1 protein-coding gene is annotated in these 1234 nt (G+C 73.3%); it reads right to left on the bottom strand.

Annotated elements, in window-relative coordinates:
* Window positions 1-1234, bottom strand: a 1234-nt coding sequence (locus tag GWK61_RS54665; protein ID WP_194922304.1) for a serine/threonine-protein kinase, incomplete at both ends; no start/stop codon positions are given.

Genomic DNA, 1234 nt, shown 5'->3' with positions numbered 1-1234 from the left:
GTCATGGCCGAGGTCGGTGTCGCGCCTTGGACCGCGGAGGACGAGGTGGTCGAGGACTTGGCCGACGAGGTGGTCGATGAGGTGGTCGGTGTCGTGGACGTGGCCGGGGTCGAGGTCGGCTGGGTGGTCGGCGTCGCGGTCGGGGTCGGCGCTGGGGTCGAGGGCGGTGGCGGCGCCGTGACCCGGGACGATATCGAGCTCGGGGTCGGCGTGGGGGTCGGTAGGGGCGCCAGGATCGGCGCCGGCGTCGGTGCCGGCACCGGCGTCGAGGTGGCGCGCGGCGTCTTCGGGCCCGCCTCGGACGTGGCCGCCATGCGCTTCGCGGACAACGGATCGGTCACCACGAGCGTCGGCGACGGCGCCTCGAACGCCTTCGTCACCGGGGCTGAGGCCCTGAGGTCGGCGACCGGGAGCGGCTTGAACGACTGCGTGTCCAGGCCCTGCCAGACCTGCTTCATCGTCGGCCGGTCCACCGGCTCCGGACTCAGCATCCGCATGATCGTGTCGGTCAGCGGACCGGACCGCTTCGGGAGCCGGATCTCGTTGCGGACCACGCGCAGCAGCGTGGCCATGGCGTTGTGGTCCTCGCCGAACGGCGGCGTGCCCTCGACCGCGGCGTACAGGGTGGCGCCGAGCGAGAAGACGTCGGCCGGGAACGCGACCGGATGCCCCTGCGCGACCTCCGGCGCGGTGTAGGCGGGGGTGCCCAGGATCTCGCCGGTCGCGGTGACGGTCGCGTCGCCGGCCGCCCGGGAGATGCCGAAGTCGGTGAGCTTCACGGTGCCGTCGGTGGTCATCAGCACGTTGCCGGGCTTGATGTCGCGGTGCACGATGCCCCGCTCGTGCGCGGCGGTCAGCGCCGAGGCCAGCTGCGCGCCGATGCTGGTCACCTCGGTCGGGGTGAGCACCGCGCCGGTGGCCAGGATGTCCCCGAGGCTCTGCGAGGGGACGTACTCCATGATCAGGTAGGGACGGCCGTCGTGCTCGGCCACGTCGTAGATGACGACGGCGTTCGGATGCTGAAGCCGCGCGGCGATGCGCCCCTCGCGCCGCGCGCGCTGGTGCGAGGTGCGGACCTGCGCGCCGCTCATGCCGTGATCGGGACGCAGCTCCTTGACGGCCACATCGCGGCCCAGGACCTCGTCGCGGGCCCGCCAGACGACACCCATGGCGCCGCCGCCGATCTCGGAGACCAGGCGGTAGCGGCCGGCGACGAGGGGGGTGGAGGCGGCTC

The organism is Catenulispora rubra (assembly GCF_015356825.1).
Classification (GTDB): domain Bacteria; phylum Actinomycetota; class Actinomycetes; order Streptomycetales; family Catenulisporaceae; genus Catenulispora; species Catenulispora rubra.
Note: the sequence above shows the minus strand (reverse complement) of the source record. Positions and strands in the feature narration are given on the sequence as shown.